Below are 18,623 nucleotides of genomic sequence, written 5' to 3'. Positions count from 1 at the left end.
TATCCGTATCCGGACTCACAGAGACATACGTATCTCACCTCTCATGACATACGTATCTCATCCCTCATGAGAAGCGCATGTCACCACCCATGAGAAGCGCATGTCATCACCCATGAGAAGCGCATGTCATCACCACCCCCTCCAGAATGTGCTGTAGCGGGGGTAAAATCCATTTTCAGCCGGTTTTCCCGTTGCTGGAAGATAATAAAACGATATTAAAATAATAGGACAATGAAACAGAAATTCAATATCATCACCAGTACTTGTGTCCCCCTCCCATTGGAGAATGTGGATACAGACCAAATCATCCCTGCACGTTTTCTGAAAGCTACGACGAAAGAAGGTTTCGGAGAGAATCTGTTCCGCGACTGGCGGTATGACAAGCAAGGAAACAAAATCGACTCTTTCGTTCTGAACGATCCGACCTATAGCGGACAGGTGCTTGTAGCCGGAAAGAACTTCGGTTCGGGCAGTAGCCGCGAGCATGCGGCATGGGCCATTGCAGATTATGGTTTCCGCGTGGTAGTCAGCAGTTTCTTTGCAGATATTCACAAGAATAATGAACTGAATAATTTCGTATTGCCTGTAGTGGTGAGCGAACCGTTCCTGAAAGAATTGTTTGATTCCATTGCCGCCGATCCGAAAACGGAGGTAGTGGTGAACCTGCCGGAACAGACAATCACCAACAAGGCAACAGGCAAAAGTGAGACTTTCGAAATCAATGCTTACAAGAAACATTGCCTGATGAATGGCCTGGATGACATCGATTTCCTGGTAGAGAATAAAGATAAAATAGAAGCTTGGGAAAATAAAAAATGAAGTATAAACAGCCCCAAATAGAAATCATGGACACCACGCTCCGCGACGGTGAGCAAACCAGCGGTGTGTCGTTCGTCCCCCATGAAAAGCTGATGATAGCCCGTCTGCTACTGGAAGAACTGAAAGTAGACAGGGTGGAAGTGGCTTCGGCACGGGTTTCGGACGGTGAGTTCGACGCAGTCAAGATGATATGTGACTGGGCGGCACGGCGTAATCTGTTGCCCCGGGTGGAGGTGTTGGGTTTCGTAGACGGGCATACGTCGGTAGACTGGATACACGCTACCGGCTGCCGCGTCATTAATCTTCTGTGCAAAGGTTCGCTGAAGCATTGCACATGTCAGTTGAGAAAGACCCCTGAAGAACATATCGAGGATATTATTGGCGTAGTGAATTATGCCAATGAGCAGGATATGGAGGTGAACATTTACCTGGAAGACTGGAGTAACGGGATGAAAGATTCTCCGGAGTATGTCTTCCAGATGGTGGATGCACTGATGCACACGAATATCAAACGGTATATGTTGCCTGATACACTGGGTGTGCTGAATCCGTTGCAGGTCATCGAATATATGCGGAAGATGGTGAAGCGCTATCCGCATGCTCACTTCGATTTCCATCCGCATAATGACTACGACCTGGCAGTGAGCAATGTGCTGGCTGCCGTGCTGAGTGGTGCGAAGGGACTTCATACCACGATCAATGGTCTAGGCGAACGTGCCGGTAATGCACCGTTGTCCAGTGTGCAGGCTATTCTGAAAGATCATTTCAATGCTATCACTAACATTGACGAAGGGCGTCTGAATGAAGTCAGCCGGGTGGTTGAATCTTATTCGGGCATCGCCATACCCGCTAATAAACCGATTGTAGGTGAAAATGTGTTCACGCAGGTAGCGGGAGTACATGCAGATGGAGACAATAAGAGTAACCTTTATTGCAACGACCTGTTGCCCGAGCGTTTCGGGCGCAAGCGTGAATATGCACTGGGCAAGAACAGTGGTAAGGCGAACATCCGTAAGAATCTGGAAGACCTGGGACTGACGCTGGATGAGGATTCCATGCGTAAGGTGACGGAACGGATTATCGAGTTGGGTGACAAGAAAGAGCTGGTTACCCAGGAAGATTTGCCTTATATCGTTTCGGATGTACTGAAGCACGGAGTGATGAATGAGAAAGTGAAACTGAAGACATACATCGTGAACCTTGCTTACGGTCTGAAGCCGATGGCTACGCTGAAGATTGAAATCAACGGACAGGAATTTGAAGAAAGTTCCAGCGGTGACGGTCAGTATGATGCTTTTGTACGTGCTCTGCGTAAGATTTATAAGGTGACGTTGGGACGCAAATTCCCCATGCTGACGAACTATGCCGTAACCATCCCTCCCGGTGGGCGTACCGATGCTTTTGTGCAGACCGTGATTACCTGGAGCTATGACGGCACAGTGTTCCGTACACGCGGACTGGATGCCGACCAAACGGAGGCAGCGATTAAGGCGACAATGAAGATGCTGAATATCATTGAGGATGATTATGAACTTAAAAAATCAGAATGATGAGCTCTGTTGAGGGAAAGAAAATAGAAGAATACCTAAAAAATAAAGAAAACAATGGATTTTAAAATTGCAGTATTAGCCGGTGACGGCATTGGCCCGGAGATTTCCACCGTAGGTGTGGACGTAATGACCGCCGTATGTGAGAAGTTCGGACATAAAGTAAACTACGAATATGCCATCTGCGGTGCAGATGCTATCGACAAAGTGGGCGATCCGTTCCCCGAAGCTACTTATGAAGTTTGTAAAAACGCGGATGCTGTTTTGTTCTCGGCTGTAGGCGATCCGAAATTCGACAATGATCCTACTGCCAAAGTACGTCCCGAACAGGGTCTGCTGGCTATGCGTAAGAAACTGGGATTGTTTGCCAATATCCGTCCGGTACAAACTTTCAAATGTCTGCTCCATAAATCACCGCTTCGTGCAGAACTGGTGGATGGCGCAGATTTTCTTTGTATCCGCGAACTGACCGGTGGTATGTATTTCGGCGAGAAGTATCAGGACAACGACAAAGCGTATGATACCAATATGTACACTCGTCCGGAGATTGAACGTATTCTGAAAGTTGGTTTCGAGTATGCCATGAAACGCAATAAGCACCTCACGGTGGTAGATAAAGCCAATGTGCTCGCATCTTCACGCCTGTGGAGACAGATTGCCCAGGAAATGGCACCGCAATATCCTGAAGTGACTACGGACTATATGTTTGTGGACAATGCGGCCATGAAGATGATTCAGGAGCCTAAGTTCTTCGATGTGATGGTTACCGAGAATACATTCGGTGATATCCTTACGGATGAAGGTTCTGTGATCAGTGGCTCTATGGGATTGCTTCCTTCGGCTTCTACAGGCGAAAGTACTCCTGTATTCGAACCGATCCACGGTTCATGGCCACAGGCTAAAGGTTTGAACATCGCTAATCCGTTGGCACAAATCCTTTCGGCTGCCATGTTATTCGAATATTTCAATTTGCTGGAAGAAGGCGCGTTGATTCGCAAAGCCGTAGATGCTTCTTTGGATGCTAACGTCCGTACACCGGAAATTCAGGTAGAAGGTGGTGCGAAGTATGGTACCAAAGAAGTAGGAGCGTGGGTGGTAGATTATATCAAACGTAGCTAATCTTCGGCAAATACGGCTTCGCAATGTTCACCCGGAACTTCAAACTCCAGGGTGGCATGGCCGATGCCGAAATCTTCAAGCCGGTGGCGGATGAGGTGTTTCACCTCTTGCATACCTTCCGGTTGCTTTAAAACAATATGGGCTGTCAGTGCATTCTCTGTGGTGCTGATGGCCCATATATGTATATGGTGAACGTCATCAACGCCGGGAAGGGCACGGATGGCTTTTACTACTTTCTGACTATCTATACTTGTGGGTACGCCATCCAGCGTCAGGCGAAGACTGTCATGCAGTAAATTCCACGTAGAGATAAGAATGACAACAGCCACAATCAGACCGATAATCGGGTCGATAATATACCAGCCGGTCCGGCTGATAACGATACCTGCCACTAATACTCCCACTGATACCAAAGCATCTGCCGCCATATGCAGATAAGCTCCTTTTACGTTCAGGTCTTTTTCCTTATCTTTCATAAAGAGGAAAGCCGTGAATGCATTGATAAGTACACCCACACCCGCTACCCAGGCAATGGCTCCACCGGGAACAACCGCCGGATTACTCAGCTTATGAATACTTTCGATGACAATGGCACCTACGGCTACCAGCAAAATGACTGCATTGAGCAGGGATACCAGGATCGTACTTTTTTTATAGCCATACGTATAGCGTTCATTGGCTTTGACTTTGGCCAGGCGGAAAGCCAGCAATGCCAGCACAAGACTAACTACATCGCTTAGATTGTGTCCTGCATCGGAAAGCAGCGCGAGGGAATCGAACCAGAAACCGGCTGCGAACTCTATGACGACAAAGGCTAAATTGAGAACAATGCCTATAATAAATGCCTTGTTCAGCGACTCTGCGTTGATGGCATGGCTATGCTGATGTGAATGTTCGCGTGACATATATTTAATAAGGTGTAAGAGTTATATAAATTTTATTATGCAAATTTACGTGATAGAAATGTAACACTTGAACGGTGAAATAGTTTTTTATCTATCTTTGCTTAAAAACGAAGATAAGCTGCACCTCTGCATAAAAAATGAATGAGTTCATTTTATTCTGCTTTCGGCTTGCATTATCTTTGTACGAAGATACCTGCAAATGAAGATATTTAATAATTAGATTGTTATGGCAAAAATAGCAAAGAACCTGACGGAACTTATCGGTCGTACTCCGCTTATGGAATTAGTGGAATACAGTCGTAAATATGGACTGAAACAGAATATTATCGCAAAGTTGGAAGCGTTCAATCCGGCTGGGAGTGTGAAGGATCGTGTGGCGCTTGCCATGATCGAAGATGCAGAAGCGCGCGGAGCACTGAAGCCCGGTGCGACGATTATAGAGCCTACCAGTGGAAATACCGGTGTGGGACTGGCGATGGTTGCTACAATCAAAGGATATCACCTGATGCTCACGATGCCCGAAACCATGAGTATAGAGCGTCGTAATCTGCTGAAAGCACTGGGTGCTGAAATTGTACTGACAGATGGGTTGACCGGTATGGCAGGCTCCATTGCAAAAGCGCAGGAGTTGAGGGCGTCTATTCCCGGCTCAATCATCCTTCAACAATTTGAAAATCCTTCTAACGCACAGATTCATACGCTCACTACAGGTGAAGAAATCTGGACGGATACAGACGGAAAAGTGGATGTCTTTGTTGCCGGAGTGGGAACAGGCGGAACCATCTGCGGAGTGGCACGTGCCTTGAAAAAACATAATCCGGATGTGTATATTGTTGCTGTAGAACCGGAATCTTCTCCTGTTCTGGAAGGCGGAGTGGCAGGGTCGCATCGTATTCAGGGAATCGGAGCCAATTTTGTTCCTGCTATTTATGATGCCTCTGTTGTAGATGAAGTGCTTCCTGTGCCCGATGATGAAGCAATTCGTGGCGGACGCGAGTTGGCGTCTACCGAAGGGTTACTGGCGGGCATATCTTCCGGTGCGGCTGTATATGCAGCGCGTTTGCTGGCACAACGTCCGGATTTTGCGGATAAGAAGATTGTAGTTCTTCTGCCTGATACGGGAGAGCGTTATCTGTCGACAGAGCTGTTTGCATTTGAGACTTATCCGCTGGATTAAGTACCAACTGTTTTTAGTATAAGTCACATCATCACAGTTCCCATTAAAGGAAACGGGCGTTCCCATGAGGGGAAACTGTAGTTCCCATTAGAGGAAACGAGCGTTCCCATGAGGAGAAACAATAGTTCCCATTAAGAGAAACGGCCGTTTATCTGTAAGTAACAAAATCTTTAATAGCATTATGAAAAAGTTTATTCTTTCTTTCCTTATATATATAATAGGTGTAACCCCTGTGTTTTCCCAAACTTATCAGGAACTGAGCGACCGTGCCATCGTCTGTACCGAACAAGATAGTCTGGCACAGGCGGAAAATTATATCCGTCAGGCTTTGAAACTGGAACCTGCTAATCCGCATAATGCCTTATTGTTTTCTAATCTCGGTACTATCCAGCGTCGGCAACGGGATTATGATCAGGCTTTAGAATCCTACACGTATGCCTTGAACATTGCTCCACGGGCTGTTCCCATTCTCTTGAATCGTGCCGCACTGAATCTTGAAATGGGACGGAATGAGCAGGCACGTGTAGACTATTCTTTAGTGCTGGATCTGGAAAAGGATAACCGGGAAGCACTCCTGATGCGTGCCTATATTTATGTGACCCAGCGCGATCTCAAGTTTGCCCGGGCAGATTATGAACGATTACTGAAGCTCGATCCTCAGAATTATAATGCCCGTTTAGGACTCGCCACTCTGGAGCAAAAAGATGGAAACTTACAGAAAGCCTTGGAGATATTGAATAAGATGTTGGTAGAAGATCCGCAGGATGCAGCCTTATACGTAGCACGTGCGGGGATAGAACAGGATATGCAGCATGTTGATCTGGCAATGATTGATCTGGAAGAAGCTCTAAAACTGAATCCTTCGCAGACGGAAGCCTATCTGATGCGCGGACAGATCTATCTGTCCCAGAAGAAGAAAAATTTGGCAAAGCAGGATTTTGAGAAAGCAATGTCTCTTGGAGTGCCGCAGGCGGATCTCAGGGGATTGCTACAGCAATGCAAATGATAAGTGGTTTACATCTTTAGTATATTATTTCTCATCCGCAGATAACACAGATTTAAAAGATCTTGATAAATAAAAAAACGTGTAATCCGTGTTATCTGCGGATGAAAAATGAATTATCATTTATGCCATAAGAAATCCCGCTAATGGGTTATTAAACGTATTTCTTAATTAACTCGACAAAATCCTTCCCGTATTTCTTCTTTTTATATTCACCGATTCCGCTGATATTGCCGAATGCTTCCATTGTAATAGGGCGGGCGGTGCTGAGTAAATGCAATACCTTGTCGGACAGTACAATATAAGCCGGTAGTGCTTCTTGATCTGCGAGCCTTTTCCGTAACGTACGCAGGGCTTCGAAAAGTTCTTCACTTTCCGTGTTCGGTAACCCCAATGGTAGCTCTCTGACCGGAATGGTTGATTTTTTCTTTCGTCCTTTGGCGGGTGCGAACTCTTCACGCCGGATTACTGCCAACCGTGCTTGCGCCCGCCCGAAGAGAACATCATTACCGCTGCTTGTTATTTTCAGATGGTTGTTCTCGTTGTATGCTATTTCAAAATAACCCAGTTGTAGCATTTGTAACAAGTAGTCCTGCCAGTCACGGGCAGGAACTTCACGTCCGGCACCGAAAGTTTTCAGTTGCTGGTAGCCTTTCTCTGATACATCCGGAGTATTATTTCCGCGCAAGATATCTACAAGAATACTCGTGCCGATCTGCTGTTCCGTACGGACGATAGCACTTAGAGCTTTTTGTACAATCACAGTTCCGTCAAAACGTTGGGGTGGATTCTTGCAGACATCACAGTTCCCGCAATCCTCTGTAGTGGCTTCTCCGAAATAACTCAACAGGATGCGACGCCGGCAAACATCAGCTTCAGCATATTGTTGCATACGTTGTAACTTCTCCAGGTTGATATCTTGTTGACCGCTTTCCGTCGCAAACTTGGTTAATAGAATGAGGTCGGCCAGAGAATAAAATAAGAGAGTATCACTTGGCAACCCATCTCGTCCGGCACGCCCAATCTCCTGGTAAAAACTCTCTATACTCTTAGGCAGATTGTAATGGATGACCCAGCGCACATTACTTTTATCAATTCCCATACCGAAAGCAATCGTGGCACAAACTATTTGTACACGGTCGTTGATGAAATCATCCTGTGCTTCATCCCTTCGGGCGGAGGATAATCCGGCATGATAAACGGCTGCGCGAAACCCTTGTTTTTGCAGCATCTGTGCCACTGTCTCCGTTTTGCTGCGACTCATGCAATAGATGATGCCGCTTTCACCGCGATGGCGACCAATGAAATCCAGTATGGCTTTACTTTTTTCTTTCTGTTGGTATCCCCGTTTTACGGTAAGACTCAGGTTGGGACGGTCGAAAGAAGAGATGAAAACCTTCGGTTGGTTGAGGTGTAACTGCCGTACAATATCTTCACGTGTAATTTTATCTGCCGTAGCTGTAAGAGCTATGACCGGAATATTCGGAAACATCTCGTGTATGAATCCCATTTGTGCATATTCCGGACGAAAATCATGTCCCCATTGTGAAATGCAATGTGCTTCATCAATGGCAAATAATGAGATGTGCATATCTCTTAAAAGATAGTTGGCTTCTGCTATTAATTTCTCAGGCGAAATGTAGAGTAATTTCAGCTTTCCTTCCATGCAAGAACGGCGTAGGGCGGCATTTTCCGTCTCATCGTTACTGCTGTTCAGTGCGCCTGCGGCTACGCCGTTGGCACAAAGTGATTCCACCTGATCTTTCATCAGGGAAATTAAAGGGGAAACTACTACGGCAGTTCCTTCGCACAACAGGGCCGGAAGCTGGTAACAAATGGACTTTCCACCTCCGGTAGGCATCAATACCAGGGAATCTCTTCCGGCTAGTAATGTGCGGATAATCTCTTCCTGTAAAGGGCGGAAACTATCGTAGCCAAAATATCGTTTAAGCGTCTGTATCATTTTCGTTGATAAAGTTTTATCCTGCAAAGGTACATTAATTATTGTATATAAAACAAGCTGGTAAACGTATTCATTTTATATCATAACCTCTTTTGCAAAAGTTAAAGTTTCTTATTAAATCGGCTTAAATACTACTTTTCAACCTTTTTCGTTGTTTATAGATCAAAAATATGTACGATAAAAGTTGCGTATTAGAAAAAAATGTCAGACTTTTGTAAAGTCTAAAGGAAAATCCTTCGGGCTTTCATTTTTTAACAAACCCTAACCAGTTAATTCAAATGAGTGATTTAGAAAACAAGAATCAGGAAGCGGCTACTAAGAAGCGCCCCTATAACCTGAGAGAGAAAAAAGAGAAGAATGCTGCTTACCGCTCGTTGATTCGTCCGGAATTGGCAGATGAGTTGTATGACAAGATATTGAATATCGTAGTTGTGCAGAAGAAGTACAAAGATCCCGATTACTCAGCTAAAGATTTGGCAAAAGAGTTGAAAACCAACACTCGCTATCTGTCTGCTGTAGTAAATTCTCGTTTTGGTATGAACTATTCATGCCTGTTGAATGAGTACAGAGTAAAAGATGCAAAACATTTATTGACGGATAAGAGATATGCCGACAAGAATGTAGAAGAAATCAGCACGATGGTAGGTTTTGCCAACCGTCAGTCTTTCTACGCTGCATTTTACAAAAATGTAGGTGAAACTCCTAACGGATATCGTAAAAAACACGCAGATAAAAAACAATAATTCTGCGTAGAACAATGTATAAAAAGGAAATATTCCGGAGCAACTGTTTCGGAATACTTCCTTTTCGTCTTTTCTAAATACCAACTCACATATCTCCCGACACATGAAGAAACAACTAATAGCATGTGCCGCTTTTGCATTGCTGACAGCTTGTAGCGGCTCGAAGACAACAACTGCCGAGGCAGATAAATTTGATTATACAGTGGAACAATTTGCAGACTTACAAATATTACGTTACCGGGTTCCCGGTTTCGAGAACTTGTCGCTCCAACAGAAAGAGCTGGTGTATTACCTTACGGAAGCTGCTTTGCAGGGCCGTGACATTCTCTTCGATCAGAATGGAAAATATAACCTGCGCATTCGGAGAACGTTGGAAGCTGTTTATACAGGATATAAAGGAGACAAAAATACGCCTGATTTTAAGGCGATGGAAGTGTACCTTAAACGTGTGTGGTTCTCTAATGGCATTCATCATCATTATGGTTCTGAGAAGTTCGTGCCGGGTTTTGCTCCCGAATTTTTCAAAGAGGCTGTGCTGAGCGTAGATACTTCTACATTGCCGCTGGCTGAAGGACAAACCGCGGAGCAATTATGCGATGAATTATTTCCGGTTATTTTTGATCCGGCTGTGATGCCGAAACGCGTGAACCAGGCAGCAAGAGAGGACTTAGTGCTGACTTCTGCTTGCAACTATTATGACGGTGTGACGCAGAAAGAAGCTGAAGACTTCTATAATGCAATGAAAGATCCGAAAGATGAAACGCCTGTTTCTTACGGTCTGAACAGTCGTCTGGTGAAAGAGAACGGCAAGATTCAGGAAAAGATTTGGAAAGTAGGTGGGCTGTATGGACAGGCTATCGATAAAATTGTATACTGGCTGAAGAAAGCGGAAGGCGTAGCTGAAAATCCGGAACAGAAGGCTGTGATTGCCGAACTGATAAAGTTTTATGAGACCGGTGATCTGAAGACTTTTGATGAATATGCTATCCTTTGGGTGAAAGATTTGAACTCCCTTGTGGACTTTGTGAATGGATTTACTGAAAGCTATGGTGATCCGTTGGGTATGAAGGCAAGCTGGGAATCATTGGTGAACTTTAAGGATATGGAAGCTACGCATCGTACTGAGATTATCAGTGGCAATGCGCAATGGTTTGAAGATCACTCTCCGGTAGATAAACAATTCAAGAAAGATGAAGTGAAAGGTGTTTCCGCCAAAGTGATTACGGCTGCTATTTTGGCCGGCGACCTTTATCCGGCAACGGCTATCGGTATCAATTTGCCTAACTCCAACTGGATACGTAGCCATCATGGTTCTAAATCTGTGACTATCGGTAATATTACGGATGCATATAATAAGGCGGCCCATGGCAACGGATTCAATGAAGAGTTTGTATATAGCGATGCCGAATTGCAGTTGATAGATAAATATGCCGATCTGACAGGCGAACTCCATACGGACTTACATGAATGTTTGGGACATGGTTCCGGAAAGTTGCTTCCGGGAGTTGATCCGGATGCTTTGAAAGCCTATGGCTCTACGATCGAGGAAGCACGTGCGGACTTATTCGGTCTGTATTATGTAGCTGATCCTAAGTTGGTAGAATTGGGACTGACACCCAATGAAGATGCTTACAAAGCAGAATATTATACTTATCTGATGAACGGCCTGATGACACAGCTGGTTCGCATTGAACCGGGTAATAATGTGGAAGAAGCCCACATGCGTAATCGTCAGCTCATTGCCCGCTGGGTGTTTGAGAAAGGTGCGGCGGATAAAGTAGTAGAACTGGTGAAGAAAGATGGTAAGACTTATGTGGTGGTGAACGATTACGAAAAACTGCGTGAACTCTTCGGTGAATTACTGTCCGAGATCCAACGTATCAAATCAACAGGCGACTATCAAAGTGCGCATGATTTGGTAGAAAGCTATGCAGTGAAGGTAGATCCGGCTTTGCATGCCGAAGTTCTGGAACGTTATAAGAAACTGAATCTGGCTCCGTACAAGGGATTTGTAAATCCGAAATATGAAGCAGTGGTAGATGCAGCCGGTAAGATAACCGACGTAAAGGTGACTTATGACGAAGGTTATGCGGAACAAATGTTGCGTTACAGTAAGGATTATTCTAATCTGCCTTCTATTAATAATTAACTATAAATCATTGTTTTGTGGATCTACATGAACAACTGAAAGAAATAAAGACACAGCTCCGCCTCTCTATGAACGGGGCTGTGTCTCAAAGTATGCGTGAAAAGGGGCTGGTCTATAAATTGAATTTCGGTGTAGAACTTCCCCGTATCAAGGCAATTGCCGAAGGGTATGAAAAAGATCACTCATTGGCGCAAGCTTTGTGGAAAGAGGATATCCGTGAATGTAAGATTCTGGCAGGGTTGTTGCAGCCGGTAGACAGCTTCTTTCCGGAGATTGCTGATATCTGGGTGGAAAATATTCAGAATATTGAAATAGCGGAACTTACTTCTATGAATCTGTTCCAGTATCTTCCTTATGCTCCTGCGAAGTCTTTTCAATGGATTGCCGATGAGCGGGAGTATGTACAGACGTGCGGTTTCCTCACCATTGCCCGCTTGCTGATGAAGAAGGGGGATATGAATGAACGTACTGCGAATGAATTTCTCGACCAGGCAGTTTGCGCTTTCATTTCCGGTTCCTACCACGTGCGCAATGCAGCTATGGCGGCCATTCGCCGCTTCATGCAGCATAGTGAAGAACATGCTTTCCAAGTGTGCCGTCGGGTGGAAGAGATGGAACATTCCGAATCGGAAGCCGAACAGTTGCTATATAATCTTGTAAGAGAAGAAATAGAATAAAGTGATAGGGTGATTACTCTATCACTCTTTTTTTGTTTTTTTTCCCCTTTCTCATTTGCTTTCCGCAAAAAAGGCTTAACTTTGTTGGCTGTAAAAAACTGCGCCGCCAAAATGGAAAGTCAGAATGTGAAAGATACGGTAAAGCAGATATTCACTGAATATCTCAACGCGAACGGGCATCGCAAGACTCCCGAACGCTATGCCATACTCGATACTATCTATTCCATTGATGGTCATTTTGACATCGATACGCTTTATTCGCTGATGGCTGACCAGGAGAATTTCCGTGTGAGCCGCGCGACTCTTTACAATACTATTATCCTTCTCATCAATGCACGACTGGTAATCAAACATCAGTTCGGAAACTCCTCCCAATACGAAAAGAGCTATAACCGTGATACGCATCACCATCAAATCTGCACGCAGTGTGGCAAGGTGACTGAATTTCAGAACGAAGAGTTACAGCAGGCGATTGGGAATACTAAATTGAGTCGGTTCAGTCTGTCGCATTATTCGCTTTACCTGTATGGATTGTGCAGTAAGTGCGACCGCGCTAACAAACGTAAGAAGAAAAATAATAACCATAAGAAAGAAAAATGAAAGTAGATGTTCTATTAGGATTACAATGGGGCGACGAAGGCAAAGGCAAAGTCGTTGACGTATTAACTCCGAGATACGATGTCGTGGCTCGCTTCCAAGGCGGACCGAATGCCGGACATACACTCGAGTTCGAAGGGCAGAAGTATGTGCTCCGTTCTATTCCCTCGGGAATTTTCCAAGGTGACAAGGTGAATATCATTGGTAATGGCGTAGTGCTTGATCCGGCTCTCTTCAAGGCAGAGGCTGAAGCATTGGAAGCATCCGGTCATAACCTGAAAGCGCGCTTGCATATCTCTAAGAAAGCGCATCTCATCTTGCCGACCCACCGCATATTGGACGCCGCTTACGAAGCTGCGAAAGGTGATGCTAAAGTAGGCACAACGGGTAAAGGTATCGGCCCTACTTATACCGATAAGATTAGTCGTAACGGTGTGCGTGTAGGTGATATCCTGCATAACTTCGAACAGAAATATGCTGAAGCCAAAGCTCGTCATGAGCAAATTCTAAAAGGTTTGAACTATGAATATGACCTGACAGAAATTGAAAAGGCCTGGATGGAAGGTATTGAGTACCTGAAGCAATTCCCGTTGGTAGACAGCGAGCATGAAATCAATAACCTGCTGAACGATAATAAGTCAGTACTTTGTGAAGGTGCTCAGGGGACGATGTTGGATATCGACTTTGGTTCATATCCGTTCGTTACTTCTTCCAATACTATTTGTGCAGGTGCATGTACCGGTTTGGGTTTGGCTCCTAATAAGATTGGTGAAGTCTATGGTATCTTCAAAGCATACTGTACACGTGTAGGTGCAGGTCCGTTCCCGACGGAACTGTTTGATAAGACAGGTGACCAGATTTGTACACTGGGACATGAGTTCGGTTCAGTAACAGGTCGTAAACGTCGTTGCGGTTGGATTGACTTGGTGGCGTTGAAGTATGCCATTATGGTAGACGGTGTTACCAAATTGATCATGATGAAGAGCGATGTACTCGATTCATTCGAAACAATCAAAGCCTGTGTAGCTTATAAAGTAAACGGTGAAGAAATCGATTATTTCCCGTATGACATCAGCGAAGGTCTTGAGCCGGTTTATGTTGAGTTGCCCGGTTGGGAAACTGACATGACGAGAATGCAGAGCGAAGATGAATTCCCAGAAGAATTCAATGCTTACCTGACGTTTCTGGAAGAACAACTTGGTGTGCCCATCAAGATTGTTTCCGTAGGTCCTGATCGTGGACAGACGATTGAACGTTATACAGAAGAGTAAGCCTAATTATATTATAATGAGATTACATCAGTATACATGCTGATGTAATCTCATTTTTTATTAACCCATCCGCATACTTATGATGAAAACACACCTTCTTTTATCCCTTTTGTTTGCAGCATCCTTTTTGCCTGCAAAAGCGCGGACTTATCAACCGTCTGCCGAGAATCTGAAAGCCCGTCAGGAGTTTCAAGACAACAAGTTTGGAATATTTCTGCACTGGGGACTATACTGTATGTTGGCTACCGGTGAGTGGACGATGACCAATAAAGATTTGAACTATAAAGAATATGCCAAACTTGCCGGAGGTTTCTATCCTTCCAAGTTTAGTGCGGCTGAATGGGTAAGTGCCATTAAGGCATCGGGAGCCAAATATATCTGCTTTACGAGTCGTCACCATGAAGGGTTCTCTATGTTTCATACCAAGTATTCTGATTATAATATTGTAGATGCAACCCCTTTCAAGCGCGATGTAGTAAAAGAATTGGCAGACGAATGTCATAAACAAGGTATTCGGCTTCATTTCTATTACTCCCATATCGACTGGTATCGTGAAGATGCACCTTGGGGGCGTACAGGGCGTGGAACCGGAAGACCTAATCCGAAGGGAGATTGGAAAAGCTATTATACTTTTATGAATAACCAGTTGACGGAGTTGTTGACGAACTACGGTCCGATAGGTGCTATCTGGTTCGATGGCTGGTGGGACCAGGATGCTAATCCGGATTTTGATTGGCAGCTACCGGAACAATATGCGCTAATACATCGCCTGCAACCTGCTTGTCTGGTAGGGAACAACCATCATCAGGTACCTTTTCCAGGGGAAGATATACAAATCTTCGAGCGTGATCTGCCGGGGGAAAACAGTGCCGGACTATCTGGGCAGGATGTCAGTCACCTGCCTCTGGAAACTTGTGAAACCATGAACGGGATGTGGGGATATAAGATTACCGATCAAGATTATAAGTCAACGAAAACATTAATACATTATCTGGTGAAGGCTGCCGGAAAGGATGCGAATCTACTGATGAATATCGGCCCTCAGCCGGACGGATGTCTGCCGGAAGTTGCAGTTCAGAGGCTGAAAGAAGTGGGAGAGTGGATGAAAGTGTATGGCGAAACGATTTATGGCACTCGTGGAGGTATTATTCCTCCACATGATTGGGGAGTGACAACACAAAAGGGAAACCGACTTTTTGTTCACATCCTGAACTTGAAGGATAATGCGCTTTATCTTCCATTGGATGGAAAAATGGTGAAGAAGGGCTTTCTGTTTAAAGATCAATCCCCGGTACGAATTGCCCGTACCGGACAGGGAGTGGTATTGCAATTACCGGAAGTTCCCGCAGATACGGATTACGTGATAGAGTTACAACTTGTTGGGCAATAGTCGGTTTTCGCTAATTCTTCCTAAAATATAAGGGAAACTGTAGTAAAGCTCACGGTTTCCCTTTATTTTTGGCAAACAATTTGTATTATATATAACAAACGACACATTTTTAATTACTAAAAACAGAAAAAGATTATGGAAGGAATGATAGGAATACAATGGATTATCTTTATTGGTATAGCTGTAGTCAGCTGGCTGGTGCAAATGAACTTGCAGAACAAGTTCAAGAAGTACTCCAAGATCCCTACCGGTAATGGAATGACGGGTCGTGATGTTGCCCTCCAGATGCTACATGACAATGGAATTTATGATGTTCAGGTGACACATACGCCGGGACAACTGACAGACCACTATAACCCTGCCAATAAGACAGTAAACCTGAGTGAAGGTGTATATGAAAGTAACAGTATCATGGCTGCTGCCGTTGCCGCTCATGAGTGTGGGCACGCAGTGCAGCATGCACGGGCTTATGCTCCGCTGACTATGCGTAGCAAGTTGGTGCCGGTGGTATCGTTTGCTTCACAATGGATGACCTGGTTGTTGCTGGGTGGTATCTTGCTGTTGAACACGTTCCCGCAGTTATTGCTGGCAGGTATTATCCTGTTTGCTATGACCACACTGTTCAGTTTCGTCACTTTGCCGGTGGAAATAGACGCAAGTAAGCGTGCATTGGTATGGTTGAGCCGTTCGGGCATTACGAACTCTTACAATCATAAGCAGGCTGAAGATGCACTTCGCTCCGCTGCTTATACCTATGTGGTGGCTGCATTGGGTTCATTGGCAACGCTGATTTACTACATTATGATATTTATGGGACGCAGAGACTAACTGCTGATTTTTCCCTGATTGGGAAAATTGTTTTTCTCAGTTAGGAAAATATATTTCTCCAGTTGGGGAAATAAAACTAATACAAAAGAGACCATCTATTCACTCAGAATAGATGGTCTCTTTGCGTTTAACAGATGGTCTGTTCACTGCGGACAAACCATCTGTTTTTTATTCCATCAGTTGGAACTTGCGACTGACTTTCATCAGGTTGATTGTATAAGTAACAACGTTCTGGGCTTCCTGTATCATTGTCAGATAAACCATGCTGACCTTGATGCTACCGGCCTGACTTTGAATGCGCTGTAACTCTTCACGCTTCAGGTGCGATAACTGTCCGTTCAGATCATTCGCTTTCCGGAGTTCATTCTCAAAGCTTTCATAATCGTTATTTTCCATCTTGTGACGACAAACTTGTAATAAGTAGATTATATCTTCCGTAACGTCAGAGAACTCACCTTTCTGAATGGTATCCAATGGCTTGAAGTTATTGTCAATATGTTCAAGACAAGGTTCACAGAGACGTCCGATGCTGTATACCAGTTCGCTGGCGAAATCATTACCTTGATAGTAGTAAAGACCTTTTTCCAATACCGTATTGTTGTCCAGACGACACATGGCGAGGGTCCCGGTACGTTTCATCTGCTTAATGAGTTGTTTTTCAAATTTTACTGAACCCATGGAACGACGTAATCCGCGAAGGTTTTCGTGCAGGAACGCCGTTACGGTACGTTCTAAGTTTTCTTCGGTAAATGCCAGTACCTTCACTAACTCTTCACGGGTATGTTTACGCAGCAGTTCCAGAATTTCTGCATTGTTGCTACTCTGCATCAGTTGTTTGATGGTTTCATTCCCTTTTTCTTTAGCTTTGCGTTTCTTGTACATCACCTGGCTACGAATGAGTGAGAATATTGCCAAGCCAATCAGCGCGATGATGGCAAATGTACCACCGAAGTGGATTATCATGGCAACGAAGAAACAGATGGTAAATGCGGCACCGGCTGTAATAAACCAGCCACCAATCACACTAAGTACACCTGTGATACGGAATACGGCAGAGTCACGTCCCCAGGCACGGTCGGCGAGGGAAGTACCCATGGCAACCATGAAAGTCACATAAGTGGTGGAAAGAGGTAATTTTAATGAAGTACCCAATGCAATGAGCAGACCTGCCAATACCAAGTTTACTGAAGCGCGAACCAGATCGAATGCAGCGCCATCGGCAAGGATGGCCTCGTCTTTGCGGAAGCGGGTGTCGAGCCAACGCTTCATACCTTCGGGCATCACTTTAGAAATATTATTGGACATTGTCATACTTAAACGTACCAGTGTGCGGGCAATCGGCGTGCTTCCGAAGTTCTCTTCTCCTTCATCCTGGCGGGCAAGGTCGACGGAAGTCTTGATTACATTATGTGCTTTTTTAGAAGTGCAGAGAGCGTATACCATGATGACACCTGCTCCGAAGAGAAAATACCAGGGTGTTTTGGCGGGACCGAGAAGTGAGGACATCAGGAAACCGTCCGGCGAACTGCCTGCTCCATTAGTGGTAAAGTCGATGAAAGAAGAATATCCGGCTAAAGGTACGCCTATGAAGTTTACGAGGTCATTGCCAGCAAAGGCGAGAGCCAGAGCGAAAGTACCCAGCAAAACCACTACTTTGAATACATTGATTTTGAGCCAGTGCAGTACTTGCATGAGTATCGTGAAAAATATGAAACAGAAACCGATCAGCATAACCGTGTTGTCCTGTATCCATTGTTTGTTGTCGGGAGTCATGAATGAGCTGTCCTTCAAACCTTTTATCAGCATGAAATAGATGATGGACGTAACGGCAATACCTCCGAAGATCCCGATGCTGTATTTCATCTTCTTCTTGTAGTTGAAAGTGAACACCACGCGTGCCAGCCATTGTACCAGCATACCGAAGAAGAAGGCGATAGCGACAGAAACGAAGATTGCCATAATGACGGACAACGCTTTGTCTGTGTTTATGAGATCACCTAGTCCCAGCGTATCACTGCCTTGCACCTTGATCAGTGCCAATGCGAATGTACCTCCGAGTAACTCGAATACCATGGATACGGTAGTGGAAGTCGGCATACCCATTGTGTTGAAAACGTCCAGCAGCACAACGTCCGTCAGCATCACGGCAAGCAGGATGCACATGATTTCGGCAAAGTAGAAATGCTGTGGTTGATAGATACCGTGCCGGGCGATGTCCATCATTCCGTTGGACAACGCTGCACCGATGAATACGCCTATACCGGCTATAAACAGTACGGTTTTGAAAGAAGCAGCTTTTGCCCCGACTGACGATTGAAGAAAATTGACTGCATCATTACTGACGCCCACAATGAGGTCGAACACCGCAAGGACGAACAGGAAGATGACAATGCATAGATAAATAGTTTCCATAATAATGTATTTTATTTCTGGCT

The 18,623-nt window shown here is 44.9% G+C and carries 15 protein-coding genes; 12 read left to right on the top strand and 3 right to left on the bottom strand.

Annotation, left to right across the window (positions count from 1 at the left end; all coding sequences use genetic code 11):
- Positions 1–231 precede the first annotated feature (231 nt).
- Genes leuD through leuB form a run of 3 tightly spaced genes read left to right on the top strand, consistent with a single transcriptional unit; the run spans position 232 to position 3,485 of the window.
- Positions 232–819 carry a 3-isopropylmalate dehydratase small subunit gene (gene leuD, locus K6V21_RS25815; RefSeq protein ID WP_007217260.1) on the top strand — a complete coding sequence of 196 codons (588 nt, stop codon included), beginning with the start codon at positions 232–234 and terminating at the stop codon, positions 817–819.
- Positions 816–2,369 (top strand): alpha-isopropylmalate synthase regulatory domain-containing protein, encoded by a 1,554-nt coding sequence (locus K6V21_RS25810; RefSeq protein WP_007214990.1) that lies wholly within the window; start codon positions 816–818, stop codon positions 2,367–2,369. The genes leuD and K6V21_RS25810 overlap by 4 nt, the downstream gene beginning before the upstream one ends.
- Positions 2,370–2,423: 54 nt before the next feature.
- Positions 2,424–3,485, top strand: a complete 1,062-nt coding sequence (leuB, locus tag K6V21_RS25805) for a 3-isopropylmalate dehydrogenase (protein ID WP_007214989.1) — start codon at positions 2,424–2,426, stop codon at positions 3,483–3,485.
- Here leuB and K6V21_RS25800 read toward each other — a convergent pair.
- Positions 3,482–4,390: a cation diffusion facilitator family transporter gene (locus K6V21_RS25800; RefSeq protein ID WP_007217261.1), complete on the bottom strand. Its 909-nt coding sequence runs from the start codon at positions 4,388–4,390 to the stop codon at positions 3,482–3,484. The two genes, leuB and K6V21_RS25800, sit on opposite strands and share 4 nt — an antisense overlap.
- Positions 4,391–4,616: 226 nt before the next feature.
- Here K6V21_RS25800 and cysK point away from each other — a divergent pair, with 226 nt between their 5' ends.
- Positions 4,617–5,567: a cysteine synthase A gene (gene cysK / locus K6V21_RS25795; RefSeq protein WP_044263505.1), complete on the top strand. Its 951-nt coding sequence runs from the start codon at positions 4,617–4,619 to the stop codon at positions 5,565–5,567.
- Positions 5,568–5,748: 181 nt separating this feature from the next.
- Positions 5,749–6,573, top strand: a complete 825-nt coding sequence (locus K6V21_RS25790) for a tetratricopeptide repeat protein (protein ID WP_224320359.1) — start codon at positions 5,749–5,751, stop codon at positions 6,571–6,573.
- A gap of 151 nt (positions 6,574–6,724) precedes the next feature.
- Here the strand turns inward: K6V21_RS25790 and recQ are convergent, their stop codons facing one another.
- Complete coding sequence (recQ, locus tag K6V21_RS25785) at positions 6,725–8,533, bottom strand: DNA helicase RecQ (RefSeq protein ID WP_224320358.1); 1,809 nt, start codon at positions 8,531–8,533, stop codon at positions 6,725–6,727.
- A 278-nt stretch (positions 8,534–8,811) separates the two neighbouring features.
- Here recQ and K6V21_RS25780 point away from each other — a divergent pair, with 278 nt between their 5' ends.
- The 7 genes from K6V21_RS25780 to K6V21_RS25750 all read left to right on the top strand — a co-directional run bounded on the left by K6V21_RS25780 (position 8,812) and on the right by K6V21_RS25750 (position 16,188).
- Positions 8,812–9,276, top strand: a complete 465-nt coding sequence (locus K6V21_RS25780; RefSeq protein WP_007214984.1) for a helix-turn-helix domain-containing protein — start codon at positions 8,812–8,814, stop codon at positions 9,274–9,276.
- Positions 9,277–9,379: 103 nt separating this feature from the next.
- On the top strand, positions 9,380–11,425 hold the full coding sequence (locus K6V21_RS25775; protein WP_007217265.1) for a dipeptidyl-peptidase 3 family protein: 2,046 nt from the start codon (positions 9,380–9,382) through the stop codon (positions 11,423–11,425).
- A gap of 17 nt (positions 11,426–11,442) precedes the next feature.
- On the top strand, positions 11,443–12,102 hold the full coding sequence (locus tag K6V21_RS25770) for a DNA alkylation repair protein (protein WP_224320357.1): 660 nt from the start codon (positions 11,443–11,445) through the stop codon (positions 12,100–12,102).
- A gap of 111 nt (positions 12,103–12,213) precedes the next feature.
- Positions 12,214–12,702, top strand: coding sequence for a Fur family transcriptional regulator (locus K6V21_RS25765; RefSeq protein ID WP_007214981.1), 489 nt, complete (start codon positions 12,214–12,216; stop codon positions 12,700–12,702).
- The gene (locus K6V21_RS25760) at positions 12,699–13,970 is read left to right on the top strand and encodes an adenylosuccinate synthase (protein WP_224320356.1); all 1,272 of its coding nucleotides are present in this window, start codon (positions 12,699–12,701) and stop codon (positions 13,968–13,970) included. Before K6V21_RS25765 ends, K6V21_RS25760 begins: the two co-directional genes overlap by 4 nt.
- An 82-nt stretch (positions 13,971–14,052) precedes the next feature.
- Positions 14,053–15,360: an alpha-L-fucosidase gene (locus tag K6V21_RS25755; RefSeq protein WP_408912920.1), complete on the top strand. Its 1,308-nt coding sequence runs from the start codon at positions 14,053–14,055 to the stop codon at positions 15,358–15,360.
- A gap of 135 nt (positions 15,361–15,495) precedes the next feature.
- On the top strand, positions 15,496–16,188 hold the full coding sequence (locus tag K6V21_RS25750; protein ID WP_007214977.1) for a zinc metallopeptidase: 693 nt from the start codon (positions 15,496–15,498) through the stop codon (positions 16,186–16,188).
- A gap of 168 nt (positions 16,189–16,356) precedes the next feature.
- Here K6V21_RS25750 and K6V21_RS25745 read toward each other — a convergent pair whose 3' ends face one another.
- Positions 16,357–18,600 carry an inorganic phosphate transporter gene (locus tag K6V21_RS25745; protein WP_224320354.1) on the bottom strand — a complete coding sequence of 748 codons (2,244 nt, stop codon included), beginning with the start codon at positions 18,598–18,600 and terminating at the stop codon, positions 16,357–16,359.
- Between the last annotated feature and the right edge of the window lie 23 nt (positions 18,601–18,623).

The sequence above is a fragment of the Bacteroides cellulosilyticus genome (assembly GCF_020091405.1).
Classification (GTDB): Bacteria; Bacteroidota; Bacteroidia; order Bacteroidales; family Bacteroidaceae; genus Bacteroides.
Note: the sequence above shows the minus strand (reverse complement) of the source record. Positions and strands in the feature narration are given on the sequence as shown.

Coding starts and splice junctions, on each gene's coding strand:
- K6V21_RS25775 (WP_007217265.1), top strand. CDS start 9,380: ATGAAGAAACAACTAATAGCATGTGCCGCTTTTGCATTGCTGACAGCT.
- K6V21_RS25765 (WP_007214981.1), top strand. CDS start 12,214: ATGGAAAGTCAGAATGTGAAAGATACGGTAAAGCAGATATTCACTGAA.
- K6V21_RS25810 (WP_007214990.1), top strand. CDS start 816: ATGAAGTATAAACAGCCCCAAATAGAAATCATGGACACCACGCTCCGC.
- leuB (WP_007214989.1), top strand. CDS start 2,424: ATGGATTTTAAAATTGCAGTATTAGCCGGTGACGGCATTGGCCCGGAG.
- leuD (WP_007217260.1), top strand. CDS start 232: ATGAAACAGAAATTCAATATCATCACCAGTACTTGTGTCCCCCTCCCA.
- K6V21_RS25760 (WP_224320356.1), top strand. CDS start 12,699: ATGAAAGTAGATGTTCTATTAGGATTACAATGGGGCGACGAAGGCAAA.
- K6V21_RS25790 (WP_224320359.1), top strand. CDS start 5,749: ATGAAAAAGTTTATTCTTTCTTTCCTTATATATATAATAGGTGTAACC.
- K6V21_RS25755 (WP_408912920.1), top strand. CDS start 14,053: ATGAAAACACACCTTCTTTTATCCCTTTTGTTTGCAGCATCCTTTTTG.
- recQ (WP_224320358.1), bottom strand. CDS start 8,533: ATGATACAGACGCTTAAACGATATTTTGGCTACGATAGTTTCCGCCCT.
- cysK (WP_044263505.1), top strand. CDS start 4,617: ATGGCAAAAATAGCAAAGAACCTGACGGAACTTATCGGTCGTACTCCG.
- K6V21_RS25750 (WP_007214977.1), top strand. CDS start 15,496: ATGGAAGGAATGATAGGAATACAATGGATTATCTTTATTGGTATAGCT.
- K6V21_RS25745 (WP_224320354.1), bottom strand. CDS start 18,600: ATGGAAACTATTTATCTATGCATTGTCATCTTCCTGTTCGTCCTTGCG.
- K6V21_RS25800 (WP_007217261.1), bottom strand. CDS start 4,390: ATGTCACGCGAACATTCACATCAGCATAGCCATGCCATCAACGCAGAG.
- K6V21_RS25780 (WP_007214984.1), top strand. CDS start 8,812: ATGAGTGATTTAGAAAACAAGAATCAGGAAGCGGCTACTAAGAAGCGC.